The sequence below is a fragment of the Dyadobacter koreensis genome, from assembly GCF_900108855.1.
Taxonomy (GTDB): Bacteria; Bacteroidota; Bacteroidia; order Cytophagales; family Spirosomataceae; genus Dyadobacter; species Dyadobacter koreensis.
In genome coordinates this window covers 282,943-306,315 of sequence record NZ_FNXY01000007.1, presented here as the reverse complement: position 1 = coordinate 306,315, position 23,373 = coordinate 282,943, and the positions used below count along the sequence as shown (strand labels likewise).

Below are 23,373 nucleotides of genomic sequence, written 5' to 3'. Positions count from 1 at the left end.
AAAGAATATCCAGTGTTGCTCGTTCCATCAACATTAATAACATTATGGTTTGAAAAGGTCTTGTTGAGCATTTTTTATGATAGAAATCTAAACAAATCACACATAAAAGCGGCGCGGGACTTATTCTTAATTGATTATGTAGATGAAATTTGAAAAATGTTTAAGGGTTAATACTTGATTCTAAAATTTAAACAGTTTCCACCTGTAAATTTGGAATAGCTAAAATAAAGGACTAGGGGTACCGAATGTTGATTTTGTATATTTAAATGTCTGCAAAACACTTTGACTAACTTCGAGAAATTGTGCTAAATTAATAATTTTTAGTATGACGGTTTTTAAAAGATGTTTAACGTTGATATTAAGTAAATTTTAATCCAGATCACTCCTCCAAAAACTTCGCCGCCGGAACATCCAAAATTTTCGCGAGCAAAAAAAGATAAGAAACCGTAAAATTTACCAATCCTCGTTCCATGCGTGAAATTTGAGACCAGTCTTTATCTCCGCATTCCTGTGCTAACTCAGCTTGCGTGAGTCCTTTCTCATTGCGACAAAATCGGATTTTCTCTCCGATTTTCCGTAGACGATCGTCATCTCTATAGTGTTTATTTGGCTTTTGATTTTCCACACGCCAAAGTGAAGAAAAAAGTGTTTATTTATATTGGGATTATAATCCCAATAATTATCTTTGATATAATCATCTCGTAATACGGGTCAGCTATATTTCACCTTTGATTTTTGTAACAATGAAAAGATTTCTTAGTTATTCCGTCATTTTTCTAATTTTAATTCTGACGTCTTGCAAAAAAAATACAGATCCGATAATTGAACCAAGCCCGGTTCCAACTTACAAAGTAGAATTCACACAAGGTGAAAATTATAAGACGGTTCGAAAAAAGCTGGAGTTTGAAAAAGGGACTTTATTAAAAGGCTACAATGATAAGGTGCTTTTCTCAAATGAAGATCTGTCGAATCCGAGTTACGTATTCGAAACGGAAGGAGCTTCCGGTAAATTGAAGCTCGTTTTGCGCATCGAAGACAACGGCTCTTCTGAAATTACACAATTCGGTTTCAAGGTTTTCAAAAATGGTAAGCAGGTACTAACTATGAACCAATCGGCTAGTGGGAATGCCACCAAGGAATATCTTATAAGTATTTAAAGAAGTGGGATTGAGCAGAAACGAACATCTGCTCAATCTCTTAATATTACCATCTGCGCCTAACTAATCCTTGCCTTTTAAGAATCTCATCCCTTCGTGTTTGTTTAACCATTTCGATATTTTTTGAAATTTCACTTTGGATGTCAATAGGTTCTGGGGATTTTATAGTAATGGTAACTTCAGTTATCCCTCTTGAAATACTGGTATGAGTAGCAGGCTCATTTTCTTCAAAAAGGCTTCCTACATGAATTTTCAAAATGTCTGTAATGAGGAATATTTGAGATAGCGTTATTTCTCCTGCACCTCGTTCCATCTTTTTATACTGATCCTCTGATATTTGTAAAACGGCAGCCATATCTTCTGGTTTTACGCCATTTGATCTTCGCACCTGTGCAATTTTCTTGATGATTTCCTTCGACTGTTGATTCATGATGTTTGATTTTTTTTTAGAGCTTTTTAATCTACTTTATATGAGTTGCTTAGAGTGAAAACTTAATTATTTAGGTGTTTTTTATTGTAAAAATCAGATTTGAGGTAGTATTATTTGGTAGTCAAAATTAAATTTTTAGCGAGATTCGATTATATTTGGGAGAACTCCTCTAATAACAATCTCTTTGGCAACGAACAAACATGCTACAGTCAGATATCATGCCCTAGATCGATGTTTCAGTAACTTCGGACGAAAGTTTTTTATCGATAACCTCATAGAGGCGTGTAATGAGGCTCTTTTAGAAATTTCAGGCATTGGGGATGGAATTAAACGGAGACAAATCTTTGACGATATTGCTTACATGGAGAGTGAGCAGGGGTGGGGCATTCCATTAGAAAGGATCAAAGAAGGGCGACGTGTATACTATCGCTACGAGGACAAGTCATTTTCCATCAAAAATCAAGGCCTGAATCGACAAGAAGCGCAACAGTTGAATGAGACAGTATCTATACTGTCAAGGTTTAAGGGACTGCCACAGTTTGAATGGGTGGAAGAAATCCAGATCAGGCTTCAAGACACATTTCATCTTAAAAGACCCTCGGGTTCTACCGTCGGATTTGCTCACAATCCATACTTAAAAGGACTCAATCACTTTACGGACTTATTCAATGCCATCCAGAACAAGCAGGGATTGCGCTTAACCTACAAGGCTTTTACGCAGTTGGAAGAGCTGAAGTGTACATTTCACCCATGGTATCTGAAACAATACAATAATAGATGGTTTTTGTTTGGTTACAACGCTGATTTTCATGGGATTTCTAATTTTGCTCTTGATCGTATCGTACACATTGAGGCTGATGCTGCATCCTACTTTGAAAATGAGTCTATTGATTTTGAGGAATATTTTGAGGATATCGTAGGTGTATCGGTTCCTAACGGTGGAAGTATTGAGCATATTCAATTAAAAGTGGAGAATCGCCTTTATCCTTACATCGATACAAAACCCATACATGGGTCGCAAAAGCTAAAAGAGCAAAAGTCAGCATACACCATAATTTCCGTAGATTTGATACCAAATTATGAATTTGAATCGCTTATACTGTCATTAGGTGAATGTGTAGAGGTTCTTAAGCCTCTATCATTCAGAGAGAAGATAATCAAGCGAATTGAATTATGCAATAATAGATATACAAGTGATAATACGAGTACTAAGTACTCCAAAGACTTAAATATAAATGAATAAAATTGGTTTTAAGAATTTTAGAAGATTCACCGAATTTCAACCCATTGATTTAAGTGGATTAACCTTTCTCGTGGGAAAGAATAATTCCGGAAAGTCTACATTGGTGAAAGCATTGCTTTTGATAATTGATTACCTGAAGGCGGATAACTTGAAAACCTTGTCTTTTAACCAAAAAAATATCGAGGATGTAAATATTGTTACTTTTGACCGGGCTTTAAATAGAACGGCGAAAATTAATAAAGAAGAGTTTATAGAGTTTCTTTTGGAACTTGATGGAATTCGTTTTCAAATTATACTTACTGGTCATGGTGATAGCACAATAGCTGACGTTATTAGTTTCTCTATTCATGATACATTCAATGGGTTTTCATTTAATATTAAACCGAATGAGAATTCTATTACAATCGAAACAAGTTCAACGAATAATGTGGAGATTCCCGAAAGTGAAAGATATTTATTAGCCGAATTGGAAGAGCGAAAGTCTGAGATAATTAAGAGTTTAAATGAAGTTAATGAGAAATTAAGTCAGGAATACATAGGCTTAATTCATGAGTTGAAGCAAATAAGAAAAAAAATAAGTGACCTACGTAAAATGGTCAGATCAAAATTGAATGCTGGTCAGTTTAGCCTTCATTCACATTTTTCTAATACTAGCCTCCGAGATGTTTTGCAAGAAGCCATAACAGAGCATTTTAGCGAATATGAAGTCCAATATCATGACATACAAAGGGGTAAAAGGCCTACAAAATCATTTGAATCTCTAAAATCTTTTAGAGACAGTAAATTTATGATTGAAAAGTCGGTGTCGTTTTTGCTCGATTTTCAAAGCAGAACGGAGAATATTTACCTTGGGGCCACCTTAAATAAACAATCTGCACTTTTTGCGATAAGGGATAGCCACAATCCACTAGCACAAGCAATTCATGAATACAAGCAGTTGGGTATTGATAGGAACCAAGGAAGTGATGCTTATAAATTTGTTAGAGACTGGATGCTTAAATTTGAAGTAGGCGACTCTTTTGAAATCGTCATGCATGCAGGTGAGGCGTATGAGGTTGTTGTAAATTCGGGAGGGCTACGAATTCCCTTAGCTGATAAAGGTATGGGGTCGATTCAGGCAATGCTTCTTATAGTCCGTTTCGCTGTTATAATACACAGAAGTCAAAACAATGGTAAAATTTATACCGTAATTATTGAAGAACCAGAGTTGAACTTACACCCTGCGTTACAAAGCATACTGGCCACTTTCTTTCATGAAGTTTATGAAGAGTATAAAGTAAAGCTCATTGTCGAGACACACTCTGAGTATTTGATTCGGAAAACACAGTTGATAGTGAAGAATAAGGAATATGAAGTTGCACCAAACGAAAATCCATTTACTGTAATATACTTTGATAAAGAATTGACTCAGTGGACAATGAATTATCGTTCGGATGGTGTTTTTACAGAAAACTTCGGTTCTGGCTTTTTTGATGTCTCGTCTCAACAAGCAATTAGTCTTTTTAAGAAAAATAAATGAACAGAATTCCTATATACACAGATATTGAAAATATTGTTGAAATATTTTCAATCGACAGGCAGTCTGAGCTTTTTTATGGGATGAAACGATTTATTTCGAAGGAATCTAGTTTGACGTTTTCTGCAAGTGAGGATGAGATAATATCTCATCCTTTGTTTGAACATTTGGCTAAAGAATTTGCTTCGGGTGATTTTATTGTTAATTATATAGATGACGCAGAACATTTTTTGTTGCCTCCATTTAAAACTAATTTGCAAGAAAGGTTTATAAATAAACAGAGTATTCTTTTGTCAAATGATAACGAGAGAATTAGCGGATGTGCAAATAGTAATGGATTTTTGCTTGGTGGTGTTGGAGAAGAACATGAAATATATAGCCGGTTGAACTTCCAGAAAGATTTTTTCAGGGGGAATCGATTATTAACCATAGGCAACGATTTTTTAGACTATAGGAATTTTGAGCCATACATTTTGCCTTTTACGGAAATAATTATTAACGAACCATATTTATTCGTTCCTGAGAGAAGAGACTTTAACTTACAACAGTATTTAGATCACAATTTTAAACCACTTCTAAAATCTTTGCTTTCCAAAGCCAAGAATAAAATTAATATCGTTATTTCTACTTTTGTAAATGAACAAAATCAGCATGAATCAGAGTGGTTCGATTTAGGTTCAAGGTCATTTGAACCACTTTATAGATATTTAAAAGACTTTTTTAGGCAAGAACTTGGTGGTGCTCGATACAAATTGTGGCTAATTGTATCTCCTATGGCTCGCCAAGCAAGACATGATCGTTACATTTTAACAAACTACCAGTACATTGAGAGCGGAGCCGGGCTTACATATTTCGACCACCAAGGGAGTTTTATTAACCGAGGAGAAGGTATTCATTTGTACTCTATAATGCATGATGATATGAGGCAAACGTTTTTACCTTCGGTATTAAACAAAATTCAGCGACAGGTTATTGATAGCGTAAAGATTACCCATCCGTCCCGAATATTTGGTATTGAGAACGGAAACTCACATTTTTTAAACTTTGTATAACAATGCACTTCCACTGCACAGGTAGGCTTTTACTTTGCATGGACAACGAAAGGGAAAATAATTGTAATGGCAAATAATAATAAAGTAGACGTAAGTTTTATCTTCCAAATCACCGACAAAGTGCTTTGGAATGTGTTTAAAAAGAACGAGATAGGTGATGTTTTATTACCCTTTGTTGTAATCCGTAGATTGGACTGCATTTTGGAAAATGTAAACGCGAAAGTAAGATTAGCGTACGAAAACTTCAAAGATAAGGTAAGTGAGGATAAGCTAGACCCTATTCTTCGTAAATCGGCAGGAGGCTTGCAATTCTATAATACAAGCAGGCATACATTGGAATCTCTCAAAGAAAATCCAAAAACCATAGAAATTGATTTCAACAATTACCTCAATGGTTTTAATAAAGAGGTAAGAGACATAATTGATAATTTTCAGTTCGATAAGGTGATTGCTCGGCTAGTTAAAAATAAGCTACTCTACCAAATGGTAGATGCCATATCGCAGGTTGATTTGCATACTAGTAAGGTAGATAATCACAACATGGGATACGTATTCGAGGAGTTAATACGGATTTCCAACGAGCAAAGCAATGAAACTGCCGGAGAGCATTTTACCCCTCGGGACGTAATTGAGTTGATGGTAAAAATTATTTTCAGTACGGAGAAAGAGACTTTGTCGCTGCCAGGTATTATCCGAACGATATACGATCCTACTCTAGGCACAGGTGGTATGATTAACCTGGCTAAAAACTATGTTCTGGACCAGTTATTAGTGGATAGTAAAAATAAGCCTGATCTCAAGACTTACGGACAGGAAATAAATGAGCAATCTTACGCCATAGCCAAGTCGGAAGCACTTATCACCGGCGAAAATGCAGATAACATCAGACACGGAAATACTTTTACGGAAGATAAATTTCCGGACAAGCATTTTCACTATATGTTTGCTAACCCACCGTATGGTGTTACCTGGGCAAAGGATGCGGATTTTATTCGCAATGAAAGTGCAAACCCCGCAGGAAGGTTCTATGCAGGTCTACCGGGCAGCAGTGATGGGCAGCTGTTGTTTTTGCAACACATGATTAGCAAGCTAGAGTTGGAGGGTGGGAAGATTGCCGTGGTTACCAATGGGTCACCGCTGTTTACGGGCAACGCAGGTGGTGGTGAAAGCGATATTCGTAAGTGGATCATCAGCAACGACTGGCTTGATTGCATCATTGCACTCCCCAAAGACCTTTTCTACAATACCGGTATCAATACCTATATCTGGTTTTTGGATAATAATAAACCAAAGCATCGAAAGGGGAAGGTCCAGCTTATTAATGCAAATGTTCTCGAAGATAAAGCCAGTGGAATTGAAGGTTTTTGTCGTCCAGAAAAACGCAGTATGGGTAACAAACGTAATAAAATTGAAAGCTTTCATATTGACAAGCTAGTAGAGCTTTATGCCGATTATCGACCTGGGCAATATTGCAAAATTTATAATAACGATGATTTTGGCTACTATCAGATAACCGTGGAGCAACCGGAATATGATTCTATGGGTAGTCCTATCATAGATAGAAAAGGGAATGTCAAGGCAGATACAAAGAAGCGGGATAAGGAAAATATTCCTTTGAGCGAAGACATTGAGGTATATTTCCAGAAAGAAGTATTACCTCACGTACCTGATGCATGGATTGATTTTGAGAAAACTCGTATTGGTTATGAAATTAACTTTACCAAGTACTTTTATGAATACAAGGGGCTTAGACCATCCAATGAAATAAAAAGTGAGATTGAAGATTTAGAGTTTGGTAGTGTCGGACAAAAAGGGATTACTGAACTTTTAAAGGAGTTGTTGGGATGATGAAGAAGTATGACAAATATAATGAAAGTGGAGTTAAATGGATCAAAGAATTTCCTTCTGGATGGGAAATCGTTAGATTCAAAAGGTTGGCAAAAATTAAGAATGGTAAAGATCAAAAGGAGGTTTCTATTGATGAGGGTGGCTATCCTATCCTAGGAACCGGTGGAGAGTTTGGGAGGGCATTTCAATTTATTCATGATAAACCATCTGTCTTATTAGGCCGAAAAGGAACTATTAATAAACCGCAGTTTATTGAAGAACCTTTTTGGACAGTTGATACATTATTTTATACTGAAATCTACGACGACGTAAATCCAAAATATCTATTTTATTTATCACAACAAATTCCGTTCGATTTACTGCAAGAAAGTAGCGCGGTTCCTAGCATGACTCAGGAGAAGCTAAATAGTGTATATGTGGTTAAGCCGTCTTTGGAAGAACAAAGTCAAATCGCGAAATACCTCGACCATCAAACCGCCATTATTGACCAACTAATTCAGCAAAAAGAGAAGCTGATAGAATTACTCAAGGAAAAAAGACAATCTGTCATTAATGAAGCAGTTACCAAAGGTCTTAATCCCGATGCAAAAATGAAGCATAGTGACATTGAATGGTTGGGAGAAATACCTGAAGGGTGGAGTCTTACCCCCTTGAAGTACTTGGCCTCTTTGAAAGGAAGATTAGGATGGAAAGGACTCAAGGCTGAGGAATATGTTGAAAAAGGCTTCGGTTTTCTTTCGACTCCCGATATAAAGAATGATTTTATTGACTTCAACAACATCAATTTTATAACTGAAGCACGATTTTTGGAGTCTCCTGAGATAATATTAGAAGTTGGTGATGTGCTTTTGGTTAAAGACGGATCTACTCTTGGAATTGTAAATATCATAAAAGAATTGCCAATACCGTCAACTGTGAATTCATCAATCGGAATTATTAGAGTTGTTGATCATAACAACTTAAGTCCAGAGTATTTATTTTGGCTATTGAAATCAGACTACATGCAAGTGATAATCAATAGATTGAAATCGGGTCAAGGTGTTCCACACTTGTTCCAGAAGGATATTAAAAACTTTGTAATCATTTTACCGTCGCTGGAAGAGCAAAATAGAATCGTTAATCATATTCAACAAATGCATAATATAGTGAATATGGTAATCAGATCTACGGAAATTCAACTAATAAAACTAAAAGAGTACCGACAATCCATCGTATTCGAAGCTGTTACCGGAAAAATCGATGTGCGGGATTGGCAACCTAATAACCCAATATTAGTATAGCTATGGCAGAAGGTACTAGAGAGAAACATTTCGAAGATCATGTGGTGAAATACCTTTCAAAGATTGCTCGTCCCGAATTTACGGAATATGTAGAGAAGGGGAATTCCTGCTATGACAAAGGCTTATGCCTTATACCGGAAGACCTGTTAGGTTTTATAAAAGACACGCAGCCTAAAAAATACGAAGCTCTTTTTAATCAATATGGAGCTGCTACTGATACCAAATTAGTAGAACTGGTCGCTGATCAGGTCAACAAGAGCAAACTCAAAACACTACAGGTATTTCGAGAAAAGGTAAAGGACAGAGGTCAATACTTAGATCTGGTTTATTTCAAACCATCTCATAGTAAAACTCCTGAGCACCAAGAAGGGTATTTAAAAAACAGGTTTACCATCATCAGGCAATTAAAGTATTCCCGGAAAAATGAAAATTCAATTGACATTGTTCTTTTTGTAAACGGATTGCCGGTTGTGACTATGGAGTTGAAGAATGCCTTAACAGGTCAGTATCTACACAATGCGGTCGAACAATACATTGAAGATAGAGACCCCAAGGAACTGTTATTAGAGTTTAAAAGGTGTCTCGTCCATTTTGCGGTTAGTACTGAGCAGGTCAGCATGTGTACCGAACTGAAGGGTAGAGAAACATTCTTTTTGCCGTTTAATAAGGCGCTCTTTAATCAGGATGACAACGATTATGCGACTTCATATTTGTGGAAAAATGTTTTGAGGAAGGATGCATTACTTGATTTGATTCAGAATTATGTTAATCTCCAAGTCAATAAGGAGAAATACTATGACACTCAAACAAAAGCATTGCGTGAAAAGGAAAAGCCCGTTCTGATATTTCCTCGTTTTCACCAACGGAGAGCTGTTCAGAATTTGTTAGAAGCAGTAAGGGCGGAAGGAGTTGGCAAAAAGTATCTGATTCAACATTCAGCAGGTTCAGGTAAATCAAATACGATTTCCTGGTTGGCGCACCGTTTATCCGATTTTTATCAACACCCCGATGATGCAAAATCACTCTTCAACAGTGTGATCGTAGTTACGGACAGAAGGGTTTTGGATAAACAAATTCAGGATAACATCCGGCAATTTGAGCAAGTGCCAGGTACAGTGGAATATATAGGTGAAAACAAAACTAGCCAGGATTTAAAGAACGCCATAGAAAGAGGCAAAAGGATAATAATTACGACGCTACAGAAATTTCCGGTTATTTCAGAAGTTGTTGCGCAGAACAGAGAAAAAACCTATGCAGTAATCATAGATGAGGCCCATAGTTCGCAGGCAGGCGAGTCAGCCAGGCATTTGCGAAAAGCTCTGTCATTGGAAGAAGCCGAAACCGCTGATGGCCTAGAAAAAGATTTGGACGATATCATAACAGATGAAATCAAGCAAAAGGGAGATCAGAATAACATCTCTTTCTTTGCATTCACAGCCACACCAAAACAAAAAACCATTGAATTGTTTGGTACTCTACGTAATGGCCGGCGAGAAGCCTTTGACCTCTATACAATGGAACAGGCTATTAAAGAAGGTTTCATCAAGGATGTGCTTAAAAATTATGTGAGCTGGAAACGGTACTATAAGCTAATTAAGCGTACGGAAATAGAAGATAAAGAGTACGATAAGAAAAAGACAGTTAGAGTGCTGTCGTCTTATGTAGATTTACAGGATCACGCAATTGAAAAAAAAGCAAGAATTATGATTGAGCATTTTGTGTCGCAAACACAAAATGAAATACAGGGTAAGGCAAGGGCGATGCTCGTTACCCGTTCTCGTCTTCACGCAGTGCGGTTCAAACGCAAGTTTGATGATATTATGCGTGAAATGAAATTACCATATAGCGCACTAGTTGCTTTCAGCGGAACTGTTACTGACGCTGAAACGGGACAAGATTACACAAAAGAAAACATGAATAATCTGGGCGGTAGGATAGATATACCTGACGCTTTAAAACTTCCGCAGTTCAGAATACTGATTGTGGCAAACATGTATCAAACTGGGTTTGATGAGCCGCTGCTACACACCATGTTTGTAGATAAAAAGCTGGGAGGAACAAGCACAGTTCAAACGCTTAGTCGACTTAACAGAACTACTGCAGGTAAGGATACCACAATGGTTTTGGATTTCGTAAATGATCCGGAGAAAGTTCAGGAGGATTTTCAAGCATATTACGGAAGTAATTATATGGAGCTCAATGATCAAACAGATCCGAATAGTCTCTACGATGTACAGCATAAAGTAGAGGCGTTTAATATCATTTATAAAAACGATATTGAAGCATATGCCAGGCTTTTCTTCACCAAAGGTGACCACAAAGAAAAATTGCAGCCAATCCTAAATGAAGTGGTTGACAGGTATGGTGCGGAATTGAGCGACGATCAAAAAGTAGCGTTTAAAGCGACCATTAAAGATTTTGTAAGGCTTTATAGATTTTTATCTCAGATCATCACTTTTACAGATGTTCAATTAGAGAAATACTATGTTTTTCTATCTGATTTGTTTAAGAAATTACCAGCCAATACAAACGCTTTGCCCACGGAAGTGTTGGAAGAAATAGATCTGGATAGTTACAAACTTCAACACCAGTTTACCACTGACTTAGCGCTGGAAAGTAATAGTACGGCAATGCAGGGAATGACACCAGGAGGGGATGGTAAAAAGGAAGATGAAGAGAATGAATGGTTGACGAAAATCATCAAAGTACTTAACGAGACATACGGTTTGGAGTTGAAAGATGAGGATAAGGTTGAGTTCGAGAAAATGCGTAAAAATATTTACGAGAATGATGAGCTTATGGGTTTCTTCAACACCAGAAATAGTAAAGATAATATTCAGGACAAGTTTAATGACGAAATTGATAATGAACTGTTAAACTTCATAAATACCAAATTGGAGCTATATAACAAACTATCTGAGGATAAGGCAAATATGATGTTTAAGAGACTATGGTTCAATGATATATATGACCAAAGGGTGAGGGGAATACAGAAATAATGTATCGCCTTTCGTGTTTTTGAAATGCCTCCGCCTCAAATCTAAAACCGTTTTTGCGAATGCTGCCAATTACTATCACATATCATTTATGACTAACAAATAAAAATTGATGAAAGCCTCCTCCGCAAACCTCTTGACAGTAATAAAAGGTCCTAAACAGTTTGTTATTCCTATTTATCAGCGGACTTATAGCTGGCAAATTAGTCAGTGCAATAAGCTGCTTAATGATATTCTAAAAGTTAGTGCCGATCCAACATTACCAGGCCATTTTATCGGATCAGTAGTTTACTTTCAGGAAAGTATTCATACAGTCTCCGATGTGCCAAGACTACTAGTGATTGATGGCCAGCAGCGTATAACTACTGTGTCGCTATTGATTGCTGCACTGGCGGATTTTATGAAAAAGCATGAATCAAGCTTGGATACCAATTTTTCTAAACTTCAAAACTATTATTTACTAAATCCAGAGGAGGATGGCGATTTAAAGTACAAGTTGTTATTGACGAAGAGAGATAAAGAGACTTTCATTAATATAGTAAATGGCATACAGCCGGAGGGCGATTACTCTCTACGTGTTGTGGAAAATTTTGAGTTTTTCAAGGAAAAAATAAACTCGGAAAATGTTTCAGATATATATAATGGCATTTTGCGACTCTTTGTGGTGGACGTTGCACTTGAAAAGGATAAAGATAATCCGCAATTGATATTTGAAAGTATGAACTCTACTGGTCTTGATTTGTCTCAGGCCGATTTAATCCGTAATTACGTTTTAATGGGTCAAGATATAAAGGTACAGACGAAATTGTACGAAAAATATTGGTATCCAATGGAACGAGGATATGGTAACGATTATGCTTCTACGTTCAATAGCTTCATGAGGGACTATCTTTCTGTTAAAACAGGAATGATACCCCAAATTGATAGGGTTTACGAGCAATTTAAAATTTATGTTCGAGATAGTAAGGATCCCGATGTAATAGCAGGAGTTGTCCAAGATATAGAGAAATTTTCCCGGTATTACGTAAATATCGTTTTACATAAAGAGCCGGATCAAGATCTTCAAAGAGGCTTTCGGGCTCTATCGAAGTTAAAAGTGGACGTTTCTTATCCATTCTTACTTCCTGTATACAATGATTTCTGTGACGGATTGATTAGTAAAAGCGAATTTTTAGAAATAGTCAGTCTTATTGAAAGTTACGTTTTCCGCCGAGCCATATGCGGAATTCCCACAAATAGCTTAAACAAGACCTTCGTTACGCTTTATAAAGCAATTGTAAAGGAAAACTATGTGGAAAGTTTGCAGGCTGCATTCCAAGGTATGGAGAGCTATAAGAGATTTCCTTCAGATATAGAGTTCCGGAAAGAAATTGCTTTGAAGGATGTTTACAATTTCCGTCCCCGGAATTATTTGCTAAATAATTTAGAGAATTATGGACGCAAGGAGCTAGTCAACATTGATGCTTGTACCATTGAACATGTTATGCCACAAAACCCGGATCTTTCAACGGATTGGCAAATTATGTTGGGTGATACGTGGAAGGAGGTCCAGCAATCCTACTTACACACCCTAGGTAATTTAACTTTAACTGGTTATAATTCAGAACTTAGCGATAGATCATTTCAGCGGAAGAAAGTTATTGAGGGAGGATTTAATGACTCGCCCTTAAGGTTAAACCGTTATATGAAGTCTGTGGATGTTTGGACGGAGGAACAAATTATACAAAGAGCAGAAGAGTTGGCAGGGAAAGCAATTGAGATATGGAAATTTCCAAATCTTACAGATGAAGTGATGAATCGTTACATTGGAAATGAAGAAAAGGGCAGTGCAGATTACGATTTAGATAGTTATGAGTTCTTAAAAGGTGACAAACTTGAATTATACTTTGCTCTCAGGAAGAGGGTTATGAATGTTGACAGTTCGGTAAAAGAGGAATTTAAGAAACTTTACATTGCTTTTAAATCGGTAACAAATTTCGTTGATATCGTTCCTCAGAAGTCTCGACTAAGATTATCTTTAAATATTGAATTTGACAAAATACATGATCCACTTAATTTGTGTAAGGACGTTACTAATCTAGGTAGATGGGGTAATGGTGATGTTGAGGTAGGCCTACAATCACTTGATGATTTGGATAATGTGATGGATTTGGTGCAACAAGCATTCGATGCCCAATTTGAAAATGTTTGATTCCTATCTTTAACTCAATCCTCTAATTAACTTTTATCAAATTTCATATGGCAAAGATTGACCTTCCTATTACCGTACGTGGAAGAAATATTTCTGAAAACAATATTCCTACTGTGTGTAATATTTATATCATGCTGCGGAAGTTAATTGCTTCGAAAGGGGATACGAATTATTTAAAGAACTGGGAATTAAGAAGTTATCATGGGTATAATATTGAGTCTATAAAGTCTCGTTTACTAACAGCTGATTCGGAAACGCAAAGGATTGAAATTATTAAATCACATATTTTAGATAATTTTCCAAACAGTTTTGGCCCTCATTTCGTGGACATTTACTTGGTGGCATATTTGACAGAGTTTTTTGGTCCAGGCAAATCCGTTTTTATGGATCACTTAAAGAATTGGGTACCCAATGAAGGGTCTAGAAATGCAATTCGTCAGGTTGGGCTGGGTGATGGAAAGTATCTTGGGTTGTTAAATCCAGATGGGACGGTGAAGGATTGGGCGTTTTTTGAAAAGTTTTTTTCCAGCCGTAACAATTTATTTAAGTGAATATTTTTCAGACCAAATGTGACCTATATTTGACTGACCTTGTACTTTAATATTTGATTGGAAAATTAAAGATTAAAGTACAAATCAGACTACTAGCGTAATAATTACTATGGAAAGTTTCACGTTATGATGTGAAAGTCATAATAGAATAATAGAAAGTCATTCTTTTTTCGGAAAATGATTTTAAAGCGAGACTATCTGTAATATATTTTCTGACTTTTTGTATGGTATATACTCATATACGTTTTCTGAAAAAAGAACACTTCCATCCTTATTAAAAATGATGCAGTGAACCTCGCTGCCGCCCGAAAACTCAATACTACTTGCTCTAAAAGTGCCATTTATTTTCCTAGTACTACCATTAGAGTATGCAGACAATTTGATAACATACGAGTCATCTTCAATAAATTTTTGAACTATTTTTTCCGCGCGAAGTATCGTAGTAAGTATGCTCATATTATTACCTGCCGTTGTGGTAGATAGTAGGGTGTCAAATTGATTATAGGTTGCTGTTATTTTTTGTAAATTTTGTTTCAATTCCGTTATTTTTAGCACTTTTGATTTTATATTTTCGACCTTTTTTATTTCTGTCTCTGTTGATAGATCTGACTGAAACGTTGTCAACTTTTCATCGAGAGATTGAATGTTTAATTTTGCTTTTTCATCCAATTCTTTTAATTCAATTAATAAGTTTGTAAAGTTATTCCTTTTGGAACTACTATCGTTAGCAATATTTACTGGGTATGCAGCTGGGTAGAAAACACTCCAGTCAGGTTTTTCTATACGCACCACTTTCGAAAAAGTTGCTATAAGTGCAGTTTCATCTAAGGTGATGTCATAATTATTTATATCTGTTGAAATTTTGAAAAACGAAAAAATATCGGCAACGGTTCTGATTATGCCGCCTGCAGCGAATCCCAATAGTAATGGATCAAAGGTCCCACCACTAAGATCCTCTTTATCAAAAATAGTACTGTCAAATGTTTTGAACGTTTCGATAAACAATTGCTTTATTGACTCGATTTGGTCTAACATTCCTTTATAGAGATCTATTTGCGGGAAGTCAGCTGAATTGTAAATTATTAGATTTAAATTTTTATTTTTTGAAAACGGTTGGTTGTCAATGATTTTTATAAGTTTGTCAAAGCAATCATACAATGCCTTACCAGCTAGTAGGTGATTTTCAATAGAATTTCCCTCGCTTGTGATCTTCCCGTCAACGGCTTTTACGTCAGGTCCTTTCCAACGATCTCTTGCTGATTGAAGTGCTTTTAAATTAGATGCAGCGATACTTTCATTTGCAGTTGCAAATTGCTGTTTTGTTAAAGGATTATCTAAGTCAAGCAATTTCTTCTTTGACTCGGCTGCTTCAAACAAAAATTGAGCAAGTTGCTTTTTCTTTTCCGCATTGGCAACTTCTTTATCAAGAAGAATTTCTTCTTCAGTTTTTGGTAGATTGGTTTCCTGTCCTGGCATTTTTAAAGTGTTAAGGTTGACAGTTTTGCTTAGAAAGAGGGCAAATCATTAACATTTTATCCTCCCATTAGATCATCATCTATGTTATAGTCTATGGCAGTTCTTTTCAGTATAGAAAAAAAATCTTTTCTATTGTAAAAACTGTTGTTGTTAAATAATCCTTGAGAACGCACAGGTACAAATTTGTCTTTTGCCGGACTTTTTGCATCATGCAACCACAATGCGTCAATATGAAGAGCAGGGATTCTCAATGTTCGCACTTGGATACTTTGGTTCTCTGTGTCCTGATTTAAAATAGTCTTGAACGCAGTTTCATAGCTTTTTACAAAAAGTTTGTCCTGATACATTTGTGGTTCCGAGCCCTCTGCTGTATTGTTTAGATCATAGATGAAATTAAATTTACTACTTGACGTTTCAATTACCCTAGTGCCGGTACGATGTGGTACAGGGCTTTTTATATTTTTTAGTTCGTCAAGTCCTAGAGTAAATGTAGCATGGGGAAAACTTAAATCCTGACTTTCTTCTCCACCTATTAAGTTGTGTATTTGTAAAGTATCCGTTGGACTTTGTCTTCTAATTCGTGATATTTTAGCCAGTTCGGAATTCGGGAGTTCTATGAATTTAAACATGATTATGGTTTTGTAATGAAGGTATGAGTCCATTTGCCTGAACCTTGATATGCAGAAAGAAAGGCTGCCTCCGTAACTTCTATCTTTCCATCAGTTGGATCGTCAATACTAAAGTAATTGACACCATCAACTGACTTACAGCCGTAAAGAACTACAAAATGTCCGCCACCACCTACCCAGCCAATTCTACAGCCAATTACTTTTCCATTTTTTAGTTCATCTTCAACCTCATTGAAAGTCAGTGTATCGGAATATTTGATAAAATTGTCCGTAATTGTTAAAGCTTCGTGTAAGTACCATGGCTTATTGCACGGTTCAGGGAATTGGCAGCATTCTGAATTTAATGCTGCCTCTGCCAATGAACATTGTGTCCAAGTACTACTATTATCATAGAACAATGAGATGCTAACTGCTGTTGCAGCCCAACACCATTGTGTCTGAATCTGTTTCTGGATGCTAAATGTTAACATCACTGGTGTGGAGCCACCTAAAATGCTGGTGAAATTTTCAGCAGGTTTTAAATTAATAAGGCCTAACGATCCGATAGAAAATTTCTCTATCCCTTGACGTAAGATATCTGGCATTTTTGTTAAATATTGAGTGTTTCGAATTTACAATAGAGTGGTTTTAATCGATCAATCAGCCTTGGCATTTGTTGTTTTAAAATTAAAGATTGAGGAAATATTGAATTTAGTGACAATGCCGAAACTTAGTCTGCGCAATGGCGGCCGTAGATTCATATCATCGACCGGTTTGGCTTTTTCAATATTATTCGCAATGTCGGGTAGCTCAACATAGAGCCCTCCAAGAAATTTGCGTTTTTTTCCTAAAAAATATACCCCTAAGCCGATATTTGTGAAATTTTTAACATATGCCGTGTCACTACTCGATAAAGATGATCGCAAATATGGATTTATAATTACCTTCGAAGTGTCATTGAGGTTTAATTCAGCAACTAGGTCAATATTTAACTCATGAACATTGACTCTTGAATATTTGCCTCCATAAGCTGTCAACTTTTTTTCTTGGATTAATGTCTGATTTGAGAGTGTATCGGTTCGTCTTAAAGTATATTCTTTGGATGTAAGCATTGAAAAATTATCCGTTTTGACTAAACTGTATGTTGCACCTATCCAAAAATTCCTGTACAGGAGATTAACTCCAATACCTAAGTGCTCTCCTTTGAAAAGCGTGTCTTTAAATGAATTGGAGAAATCCGGGGTGGAAACTCCTAAAAATCTTTTAAATTGTCGTGCCTTAATTCCACCTTGTAAAAATACATTTAGTCTCCAAAATTTATTATCCTTAAAAAAAGTATTATTTGCTTTTGACCTTTCAGCAATGTTTTTATCTTGTATTATCTTAATTCTACTGCCGTAAATATTTCGAATTTCTTTTCCATTTCTTTTTACACTGCCCATGAAAATTTTTAGCTCATCATCGTCAACACCATAATTTTCTATAAAGGATTGAATTTGATCGGATCTTTGTTGATCAATTTGATATTTAAGATCCTTAACAATGTTTTTTCTTTTTTGGGGATTTTGAATAAGATTTTGTTGAGCAGAGATCATTAATTTTACGCTGTCGACATAATCTTGGGTCTGAATTTTTCCAATTAAGGCATTGTTTGTTATAATATTTTGATATAAAACACTTTCATGGTATTTTTTGCTAATACTAGAATTGTTGGAGAAAGAGTATCCTGTAAAAAATAAAAAGCTCCCTTCGGCAACAATGTCTCCTGCTTTAAATAAATTTGACAATCCTTCTTCATTCTTTCCTGTAATATTTATACCGATAAAACCTCGATTTGCGGTGGTGTCAAATACACGTCCATAATTGTTTAGACCGAATACTACCTCCGTTTTGCCTATATCTACCGATAACCCAGCTCCTTTGAGTGGAAGTGGGATTGAGCTTTTTCCATCTGCACTTTGAGTAAGAAACTGCCCTAATGTTACTGAAATACTATTTATAATTAAGAAGATTGATAAAACTAGTCTCATAATTAACCGATTTTTACGAGTTGATTGATAGTTCCATGGCCTCCTGAAAAATTGAAGTCTATCGGCTGTGTCAACAAATTTTTCCCCAAGTAAATCAGTTGCAATGTCCCAGTTCCATTACCTGTTGCTATTGCTGAGACTGTGATTTGTCCTGATAATGGAATAAAATCTAACTCTACATTCCCTGTGTCAGCGGGGGTAGGAACACTTTTGTTTTCTATTGAGATATTTATAAGCGTTATTTGATCACGAGTAAATTCGTACTTAATTGAAGCCTTATCTGCTCCGCCGGATAGACTAACTGTTGATAATTGCTCATTATTTTCTTTAACAATAATCTCCAAGGTAATTTTGATAGATTTTCCGAGTAGATTCCTGATTTGCTTTTGGCTAAGTTTGATTTTTTTCGACATTTTAAGAGAGGTTGGTATAAGTTAAATGAGTAGTTGTATAATGCTTAAAAGAGATTTAAATTATGGTATTATAATCTTCTAAAATTGTGAATTAATCTTAGAAGATTAATACCCTTTCCAGACATAATTATTTAACGGTAACTATGTTGTATCAATTTATAACTTTATGTCTTTCAAGGTCTTCTGAAATATAATACCATGGAAAAGAAAATAGAGATATTTCAAAGTAGTGAAGGGCAAACTCAGATAGAAGTAAAGTTTGAAAAAGACACTGTCTGGCTCAACCGTAGTCAGCTGTCGGAGCTTTTTGGTCGAGATATAAAAACACTCGGTAAGCACATAAATAACGTATTCGACGAGGGAGAATTAGAGAAATCTGCAGTTGTCGCAAATTTTGCGACAACTGCAGCAGATGGTAAAGTCTATAAGGTGGATCACTATAGTCTTGATGTAATCATCTCAGTTGGATACCGTGTTAAATCTAAGCAAGGTACCCAATTCCGTAAATGGGCAACCCAACGCTTAAAAGACTACTTAATAGAAGGATATATTATCAACGAACAACGTCTTGCTCAGAAAGAGCAACAGGTGCAAACGCTCAAAGACGGTATTCGGATTTTAGGCAGAGCAATAGAAAGTAAAATCATTGATACTGACTTCACATGGCTGAGCCAATTTGCAAAGGGCTTGGAATTACTAGATGATTACGATCATGAAGAGTTAGACCGTAAAGGAATTAGCACTAGACAGGCAATTTATCCGAAACTATCAGACTATCAGCAAATCGTCGAAATCATGAAAGCGGATTTTGATTCCGATGTTTTTGGAAAGTAAAAAGATGGGAGTTTTCAAAGCGCAGTGATACAGATCAGCAAGGGTTTTAGTGACGTGGACTTTTATCCTTCCCTCGAAGAAAAGGCGGCAACCTTACTTTATCTCATTATAAAAAATCACGGTTTTGTAGACGGTAATAAACGGATTGCCGCTGCGTGTTTTTTGTTGTTTCTAAAAAGAAATTCTCTTTTGAAATCCAAATCTGGAGATCCAATAATAAGTAATGAGGCTCTTGCCAGCCTCACTTTGTTTGCCGCGGCGAGTAAGCCGGAAGAAATGGAGACGGTGAAAAAATTAGTGGTAAGTGTGCTTAATAGAAATCAGTAATTACATTTTGTCCAGCAGATGCTCAGGAGTAGTAGGGGGAAATAACCGGGGAAATTATGGCGGATGTTATTAAAAAGTCAATTTTTGTTACCCATTTGTTACCTGAGTCAAATTTTAGGCATGTAAAATATTGATAATTAGCTTGTTGAGCGACTTGGTTACTTTCTGTATCGGCAAGTAGAAGGCCAACCCGGCGTGTTTGTATATATTATTCTGGAAAAAATGACGAAGGGAACCGTCGTTGATGGAACAGGATAAATAAAGTTTCTGTGGGAACTTATACAGTTACGGCGAGCTTTACGGGCATTGTTACGCAAAAAAATACGGTAACCGTTACAGTCGGAGAAACCAGCTCGGTAAGTTTCACTTTAGTCAAGGACAATCAGCAATTACAGGAGGTTGTTATCAGTGGGGAGAACTGGCTGATGAATAAAGAGACTGACTATGTGGTACGTATGCTGCTGAAAAATCTTGAAAATCCGCAGGTCTGTTAAGTTGTGGGTAAGGATCTGATGAAAGAGCAGGTGATGACTGATGTGAAAGATGTCTTTTATGCTGCTGCCGGTGTTACGCCTGCCGAATATTTTACCGGAAGTTTTGCCGTTGTGTTCCGAGGTTTTACCAACTTTGACTATGCAAGAAATGGGATGGCGACTTCGGTTTAAAGGACTGGAACTGAAATCGCTAATTTTGAACGGATCGAAATGATCAAAGGCCCGTCAGGTACACTGTCTGGTTCACAGGTATCCATTTTTGGCTGCGCCATGAATTTGGTTACCAAAAGATCCTATGCTGCATTTGGTGGCGAAGTGGGTTACAGCATGGGCAGTTTTGAATTAAGCAGAGCAACGGTTGATATCAATACCCCGCTGAATCAAGACAAATCAGTACTGCTCAGATTCAACGCCGTCAATCATCAGCAAAACAGTTCAAATGAATATCGGAAAATAAACGGTTTGTGATCAGTCCGAGCCTTTCTTATCAGGCAAGCGATCGCCTTTCATTCCTGTTTGATTTCGGACATTTCAAAAAGTGATGCAACACGGCTGGCCTAAACGCTGCTTTTTGCAGATCAGGTCCGTTTCAAATCCACCAAAGACATTCCGCAGGGTTTTAAAAAAATCTTTCTTTCATAATGATTTGCTCAGCGATGCAAAGGCCACAAATACTTTGGGAAGGCAGGATGTCAAATCAGTAAAAACTATACATCATCCACGGGGTATCGGATGTAAACGAATTTTTGAATCATAGCTATCAGCCATATGTGAACTGGATCAGTGCCGATACAACAGTCATAAGTATCAGCCATTTTGAGCCAAGAGAAAGAACGTATGCCAATGTTCAGTAGAATTTTATTGGCAGTTTCAATACCGGCCGTTTTGCTCATAATCTGTTGATCGCAGCCAGTTACGAATACAACGATGAACCGTGACTTACAGCGTCATTCCGCTTGAAAAGATCAATATTAATAACACCTTTTAAAGAGTGGGGCTGAGCAGAGTGAATATAATGATGGCAAATCCTTCCACCACAACTTTGCATGATGCCTACGGTGGAAATATTTTGGGTATATATGTTTCCGACGTGATCAACCGGACAGATCGTTTTTCAACCATGCTGAGTCTTCCTTATAAACATTTTGAGCAAACTTATGACGGAGGTTTTGTTCAGCCTTCGCTTTCTCCCAAACTGGGAATCGCTTATCAGATCGTAAAAGATCAGGTATCGCTGTTTCGAAATTTCATGAACGGGTTTCAAAACCAGCGACCCGTCGAGCAGCCAAATGGCAGTCTGTTTAAACCAAAGCCTGTTTCAGCCAATCAGTTGTAAGCCGGTGTAAAAGCCGAATTGCTTGGAATTAGACTGGGTGGCAGCATCAGTTATTATCATATTAGAGTCGACAATGCTCTACGCACCCATAATGCAAGATATAGTTTCCAGAATGGTCAGCAGCTCAGCAAAAGCCTAAGATATAATCCGAGGTTATAATACGGTAAGCGTTGCGGTGATCGATAATGGAGTACAATATCACAACGATTTGACAGGAATGGAACGCTTAGTTATTAAGTATTATTGGGAATACGTTTTGCCTGATTAACAACAGAAATTTCTAGCTACATAGGTTTTATTGCCGTTTGAATTAATATAATAACATCCTCCTCTGGGGCCTGTGTAAACTGGTTTCCCATTGTACATGCCGCAGCTTGGATCGGTAGGATTGGTTGGTGTAGTGGGATTGGTTGGTGTAGTGGGATTGGTTGGTGCAGTAGGATTGGTTGGTGCGGTGGGATTTGGTGTCGTGGGATTGGAGACAACCGCAATTGGTTCTTCAACAATTACAATCGTTGTTTTTTTTGTTAAATCTGTCGAGCTATTTATAACTGCCTGGGAGGCACTGGTAGATCTGGTAATATCTGTTTTTCCCTTAATTTTTGTAGCCAGACTAATTGTACCCTGCACAACCTCTTTACTAACAATGATGGCAATAGTTTGATTAACGTATGTTTTGTAAATTAGTACCTGAGGTAGCTTTACATTTACCAAACTGTCCGGCTTTCCCGTATTAGGATTAGGGAAATAGATACTTACCATACTGGCATCACCACTGATGGAAGCTTCAAACACATTCATGTAACCGTTAATCTGATATAATTGAGTCAGATTGTTATAAATGAACTCGGTTTGCAGACCCGGTTTTTCTGAGCGGATCATGGGCGTTATCTTGCTAGAACTTAAGGCTTGCACCACGATTTTCTGACCTGCCGATAATTTTACTTCGTTGTAATTTTCCTTTGGATTAGACGCATCATTGTTGAAAGTATATAAGGTCTCATCCGAAATATTCTCGATTGTATAAGGATAGCGAACTTCCTGTTCTTTGGGGATATTGGGTGATACTGTCTTCGCTTCTTCTTTCGAGCAGCTCAGCAGATTTGCAATTAAAATTAGGTAAAAAACAGCATTTTTAAGAAGAAATGGAAAATAGCCTTTATAAAAAGGAGCAGGATAATTGTTTTTCATTTATAACATTGAGTAGATGACCAGCAACGTTACGAAAAGCTATCTGACTTCAAGCGTATAAATGAATAAACTTATTTTACGGTTAAAATAGGCTGTAATCCGGTACATTGAGGCGGCTCCGAGAAGCGGGCCAGGATTTTGTACTTAGTGATGTAAGATGTAAGTCAAAAATCAGTTAAAATCTGAAGAAGCTAGGATACTTGTTTCAAGCAAGAAACGAGCGCCGCGCAGTGATCAGACTGTTGGCATTCTGTTGAAGTGCGAAGGAAATTTACCAATCTTACATTATTTTTGATGGCAACCAAAATCCCCTAAGTCTACAATTCATTATGCTGAGAAGGATATTGAGGTATTGCATAGGTTTGTCATTTTTCGTCAATGTTCTGGGCGTTCTACTGAT

Annotated in this window: 23 protein-coding genes; 15 read left to right on the top strand and 8 right to left on the bottom strand. The window is 36.8% G+C overall.

What is annotated here, in order from left to right:
• Positions 1-379 precede the first annotated feature (379 nt).
• A complete protein-coding gene (locus BMY70_RS31720; RefSeq protein WP_090338577.1) occupies positions 380-625 on the bottom strand; it encodes a helix-turn-helix domain-containing protein in 246 nt (81 codons plus the stop codon).
• A 118-nt stretch (positions 626-743) separates the two neighbouring features.
• Between BMY70_RS31720 and BMY70_RS22695 the strand changes: the two genes are divergently transcribed.
• Positions 744-1,157, top strand: coding sequence for a hypothetical protein (locus BMY70_RS22695; RefSeq protein WP_090338576.1), 414 nt, complete (start codon positions 744-746; stop codon positions 1,155-1,157).
• Positions 1,158-1,203: 46 nt separating this feature from the next.
• On the opposite strand, the gene BMY70_RS22690 is transcribed toward BMY70_RS22695, so the two are convergent.
• Positions 1,204-1,587 carry a helix-turn-helix domain-containing protein gene (locus tag BMY70_RS22690; protein ID WP_090338575.1) on the bottom strand — a complete coding sequence of 128 codons (384 nt, stop codon included), beginning with the start codon at positions 1,585-1,587 and terminating at the stop codon, positions 1,204-1,206.
• 184 nt (positions 1,588-1,771) lie between these two features.
• Here BMY70_RS22690 and BMY70_RS22685 point away from each other — a divergent pair, with 184 nt between their 5' ends.
• From BMY70_RS22685 to BMY70_RS22650, 8 genes are all read left to right on the top strand, one after another.
• Positions 1,772-2,830 (top strand): helix-turn-helix transcriptional regulator, encoded by a 1,059-nt coding sequence (locus BMY70_RS22685; protein ID WP_090338574.1) that lies wholly within the window; start codon positions 1,772-1,774, stop codon positions 2,828-2,830.
• Complete coding sequence (locus tag BMY70_RS22680; protein WP_090338573.1) at positions 2,823-4,349, top strand: AAA family ATPase; 1,527 nt, start codon at positions 2,823-2,825, stop codon at positions 4,347-4,349. The genes BMY70_RS22685 and BMY70_RS22680 overlap by 8 nt, the downstream gene beginning before the upstream one ends.
• Positions 4,346-5,398, top strand: a complete 1,053-nt coding sequence (locus BMY70_RS22675) for a hypothetical protein (RefSeq protein ID WP_090338572.1) — start codon at positions 4,346-4,348, stop codon at positions 5,396-5,398. The genes BMY70_RS22680 and BMY70_RS22675 overlap by 4 nt, the downstream gene beginning before the upstream one ends.
• Before the next feature lie 66 nt (positions 5,399-5,464).
• Positions 5,465-7,246, top strand: coding sequence for a type I restriction-modification system subunit M (locus BMY70_RS22670; RefSeq protein ID WP_090338571.1), 1,782 nt, complete (start codon positions 5,465-5,467; stop codon positions 7,244-7,246).
• Positions 7,243-8,526, top strand: coding sequence for a restriction endonuclease subunit S (locus tag BMY70_RS22665; protein WP_090338570.1), 1,284 nt, complete (start codon positions 7,243-7,245; stop codon positions 8,524-8,526). Before BMY70_RS22670 ends, BMY70_RS22665 begins: the two co-directional genes overlap by 4 nt.
• 2 nt (positions 8,527-8,528) lie before the next feature.
• Positions 8,529-11,525 carry a type I restriction endonuclease subunit R gene (locus BMY70_RS22660; RefSeq protein WP_090338569.1) on the top strand — a complete coding sequence of 999 codons (2,997 nt, stop codon included), beginning with the start codon at positions 8,529-8,531 and terminating at the stop codon, positions 11,523-11,525.
• Between the two features lie 109 nt (positions 11,526-11,634).
• A complete protein-coding gene (locus BMY70_RS22655; RefSeq protein WP_090338568.1) occupies positions 11,635-13,713 on the top strand; it encodes a DUF262 and DUF1524 domain-containing protein in 2,079 nt (692 codons plus the stop codon).
• A 47-nt stretch (positions 13,714-13,760) separates the two neighbouring features.
• Entirely contained in the window at positions 13,761-14,264 is a 504-nt protein-coding gene (locus tag BMY70_RS22650) for a hypothetical protein (RefSeq protein ID WP_090338567.1), read from the top strand.
• A gap of 183 nt (positions 14,265-14,447) precedes the next feature.
• On the opposite strand, the gene BMY70_RS22645 is transcribed toward BMY70_RS22650, so the two are convergent.
• From BMY70_RS22645 to BMY70_RS22625, 5 genes are read right to left on the bottom strand one after another with little or no spacing between them, the layout of a single operon-like run.
• The gene (locus BMY70_RS22645; protein ID WP_090338566.1) at positions 14,448-15,740 is read right to left on the bottom strand and encodes a hypothetical protein; all 1,293 of its coding nucleotides are present in this window, start codon (positions 15,738-15,740) and stop codon (positions 14,448-14,450) included.
• Positions 15,741-15,796: 56 nt separating this feature from the next.
• Positions 15,797-16,369, bottom strand: a complete 573-nt coding sequence (locus BMY70_RS22640; RefSeq protein ID WP_090338565.1) for a hypothetical protein — start codon at positions 16,367-16,369, stop codon at positions 15,797-15,799.
• A gap of 2 nt (positions 16,370-16,371) precedes the next feature.
• Positions 16,372-16,953, bottom strand: coding sequence for a papain-like cysteine protease family protein (locus BMY70_RS22635; protein ID WP_090338564.1), 582 nt, complete (start codon positions 16,951-16,953; stop codon positions 16,372-16,374).
• Between the two features lie 51 nt (positions 16,954-17,004).
• Entirely contained in the window at positions 17,005-18,378 is a 1,374-nt protein-coding gene (locus BMY70_RS22630; protein ID WP_090338563.1) for a hypothetical protein, read from the bottom strand.
• A 2-nt stretch (positions 18,379-18,380) separates the two neighbouring features.
• Positions 18,381-18,791, bottom strand: coding sequence for a hypothetical protein (locus BMY70_RS22625; RefSeq protein WP_090338562.1), 411 nt, complete (start codon positions 18,789-18,791; stop codon positions 18,381-18,383).
• Between the two features lie 198 nt (positions 18,792-18,989).
• Here BMY70_RS22625 and BMY70_RS22620 point away from each other — a divergent pair, with 198 nt between their 5' ends.
• From BMY70_RS22620 to BMY70_RS22600, 6 genes are all read left to right on the top strand, one after another.
• Positions 18,990-19,625, top strand: a complete 636-nt coding sequence (locus BMY70_RS22620; protein WP_229209738.1) for a virulence RhuM family protein — start codon at positions 18,990-18,992, stop codon at positions 19,623-19,625.
• 24 nt (positions 19,626-19,649) lie between these two features.
• The gene (locus tag BMY70_RS31385) at positions 19,650-19,952 is read left to right on the top strand and encodes a type II toxin-antitoxin system death-on-curing family toxin (protein ID WP_262485755.1); all 303 of its coding nucleotides are present in this window, start codon (positions 19,650-19,652) and stop codon (positions 19,950-19,952) included.
• Between the two features lie 269 nt (positions 19,953-20,221).
• A complete protein-coding gene (locus BMY70_RS22615; RefSeq protein WP_090338561.1) occupies positions 20,222-20,446 on the top strand; it encodes a peptidase associated/transthyretin-like domain-containing protein in 225 nt (74 codons plus the stop codon).
• A 3-nt stretch (positions 20,447-20,449) separates the two neighbouring features.
• Positions 20,450-20,617, top strand: a complete 168-nt coding sequence (locus tag BMY70_RS31010; protein WP_177197117.1) for a hypothetical protein — start codon at positions 20,450-20,452, stop codon at positions 20,615-20,617.
• Positions 20,618-20,656: 39 nt separating this feature from the next.
• The gene (locus BMY70_RS22610; protein ID WP_090338560.1) at positions 20,657-20,914 is read left to right on the top strand and encodes a hypothetical protein; all 258 of its coding nucleotides are present in this window, start codon (positions 20,657-20,659) and stop codon (positions 20,912-20,914) included.
• Positions 20,915-21,461: 547 nt separating this feature from the next.
• Complete coding sequence (locus BMY70_RS22600) at positions 21,462-21,782, top strand: TonB-dependent receptor (RefSeq protein ID WP_090338558.1); 321 nt, start codon at positions 21,462-21,464, stop codon at positions 21,780-21,782.
• A 264-nt stretch (positions 21,783-22,046) separates the two neighbouring features.
• Here the strand turns inward: BMY70_RS22600 and BMY70_RS22595 are convergent, their stop codons facing one another.
• Positions 22,047-22,973 (bottom strand): hypothetical protein, encoded by a 927-nt coding sequence (locus BMY70_RS22595; RefSeq protein ID WP_090338557.1) that lies wholly within the window; start codon positions 22,971-22,973, stop codon positions 22,047-22,049.
• Positions 22,974-23,373 lie beyond the last annotated feature (400 nt).

What these genes read in the sequence shown, in the direction of transcription:
- BMY70_RS22695 (WP_090338576.1), top strand. Translation starts at nt 744, where the DNA reads ATGAAAAGATTTCTTAGTTATTCCGTCATTTTTCTAATTTTAATTCTG.
- BMY70_RS22690 (WP_090338575.1), bottom strand. Translation starts at nt 1,587, where the DNA reads ATGAATCAACAGTCGAAGGAAATCATCAAGAAAATTGCACAGGTGCGA.
- BMY70_RS22680 (WP_090338573.1), top strand. Translation starts at nt 2,823, where the DNA reads ATGAATAAAATTGGTTTTAAGAATTTTAGAAGATTCACCGAATTTCAA.
- BMY70_RS22675 (WP_090338572.1), top strand. Translation starts at nt 4,346, where the DNA reads ATGAACAGAATTCCTATATACACAGATATTGAAAATATTGTTGAAATA.
- BMY70_RS22670 (WP_090338571.1), top strand. Translation starts at nt 5,465, where the DNA reads ATGGCAAATAATAATAAAGTAGACGTAAGTTTTATCTTCCAAATCACC.
- BMY70_RS22665 (WP_090338570.1), top strand. Translation starts at nt 7,243, where the DNA reads ATGATGAAGAAGTATGACAAATATAATGAAAGTGGAGTTAAATGGATC.
- BMY70_RS22660 (WP_090338569.1), top strand. Translation starts at nt 8,529, where the DNA reads ATGGCAGAAGGTACTAGAGAGAAACATTTCGAAGATCATGTGGTGAAA.
- BMY70_RS22655 (WP_090338568.1), top strand. Translation starts at nt 11,635, where the DNA reads ATGAAAGCCTCCTCCGCAAACCTCTTGACAGTAATAAAAGGTCCTAAA.
- BMY70_RS22650 (WP_090338567.1), top strand. Translation starts at nt 13,761, where the DNA reads ATGGCAAAGATTGACCTTCCTATTACCGTACGTGGAAGAAATATTTCT.
- BMY70_RS22645 (WP_090338566.1), bottom strand. Translation starts at nt 15,740, where the DNA reads ATGCCAGGACAGGAAACCAATCTACCAAAAACTGAAGAAGAAATTCTT.
- BMY70_RS22640 (WP_090338565.1), bottom strand. Translation starts at nt 16,369, where the DNA reads ATGTTTAAATTCATAGAACTCCCGAATTCCGAACTGGCTAAAATATCA.
- BMY70_RS22635 (WP_090338564.1), bottom strand. Translation starts at nt 16,953, where the DNA reads ATGCCAGATATCTTACGTCAAGGGATAGAGAAATTTTCTATCGGATCG.
- BMY70_RS22630 (WP_090338563.1), bottom strand. Translation starts at nt 18,378, where the DNA reads ATGAGACTAGTTTTATCAATCTTCTTAATTATAAATAGTATTTCAGTA.
- BMY70_RS22625 (WP_090338562.1), bottom strand. Translation starts at nt 18,791, where the DNA reads ATGTCGAAAAAAATCAAACTTAGCCAAAAGCAAATCAGGAATCTACTC.
- BMY70_RS22620 (WP_229209738.1), top strand. Translation starts at nt 18,990, where the DNA reads ATGGAAAAGAAAATAGAGATATTTCAAAGTAGTGAAGGGCAAACTCAG.
- BMY70_RS22610 (WP_090338560.1), top strand. Translation starts at nt 20,657, where the DNA reads ATGATCAAAGGCCCGTCAGGTACACTGTCTGGTTCACAGGTATCCATT.
- BMY70_RS22600 (WP_090338558.1), top strand. Translation starts at nt 21,462, where the DNA reads ATGATGGCAAATCCTTCCACCACAACTTTGCATGATGCCTACGGTGGA.
- BMY70_RS22595 (WP_090338557.1), bottom strand. Translation starts at nt 22,973, where the DNA reads ATGAAAAACAATTATCCTGCTCCTTTTTATAAAGGCTATTTTCCATTT.